Origin of the sequence: Pantoea sp. Morm (genome assembly GCF_016643525.1) — a bacterium.
Lineage (GTDB): Bacteria > Pseudomonadota > Gammaproteobacteria > Enterobacterales > Enterobacteriaceae > Pantoea > Pantoea dispersa.
In genome coordinates, this window is the sequence record NZ_VOQX01000262.1 from 1 (window position 1) to 942 (window position 942).

Consider the following 942-nt stretch of genomic DNA (forward strand, 5'->3'; position numbering starts at 1 on the left):
ATCTGACTGCGCAGGCTCGCCTGCGTGACCTGCGCGATGTCCTGATCATCAATCAGGATGCGCCCGCCGTTGATGTCATACAGCCGCAGCAGCAGGTTCACGAGGGTCGATTTACCGGCGCCGGACGGGCCAATCAGACCGATTTTCTCGCCAGGCTTGATATTGAGATTCAGGCGGTTAATCACCTGGCGGCCGCCGCCGTAGTCAAAGCGCACATCCTCAAAGCGGATCTGGCCGCGCGTCACCTGCAGCTTTTTCGCCTGCGGCGCATCCTGCACGCTGAGCGGTTGCGCAATGGTGTTCAGGCCATCCTGCACCATGCCGATGTTTTCGAAGATGCCGTTCACCACCCACATGATCCAGCCGGACATGTTCACCAGGCGAATCACCAGCCCGGTGGCCAGCGCGATGGCGCCTACGCTGATCAGCGACTGGCTCCACAGCCACAGCGCGAGGCCGGAGGTGCTGACAATCAGCAGGCCATTGAGCGTCGACAGCGTGATATCCATGCTGGTCACCATGCGGCTGGCGTGCTGGGTTTTGTCGGTCTGCTCCTGAATGGCGTCGCGCGCATAGCGTTTTTCCAGATCGTTATGGGCAAACAGTTTCAGGGTGGCGATGTTGGTATAACCGTCAACGATGGTGCCCATCAGCTTCGAGCGCGCCTCGGATGACACCACCGAGCGCTGCTTAACGCGCGGCACAAAGAAGCGCAGCGACAGGCTGTACGCCCCAATCCAGACGATCAGCGGAATCATCAGGCGCCAGTCAGCTTCCGCGAACAGCACCAGTGAGGTCACGGCGTAAATCACCACGTGCCAGATGGCATCCACCAGCTGGACCGCCGAGTCACGCAGCGAGTTACCGGTTTGCATGATGCGCTGGGCGATACGGCCGGCAAAATCGTTCTGGAAGAAATTGAGGCTCTGCCGCAGCACATAG

Annotated in this window: 1 protein-coding gene; it reads right to left on the reverse strand. The window is 60.1% G+C overall.

Features of this window, described 5'->3' with window-relative positions:
* On the reverse strand, positions 1 to 942 hold a 942-nt coding region (locus tag FT726_RS27420; protein WP_346303860.1), incomplete at both ends, for an ABC transporter ATP-binding protein.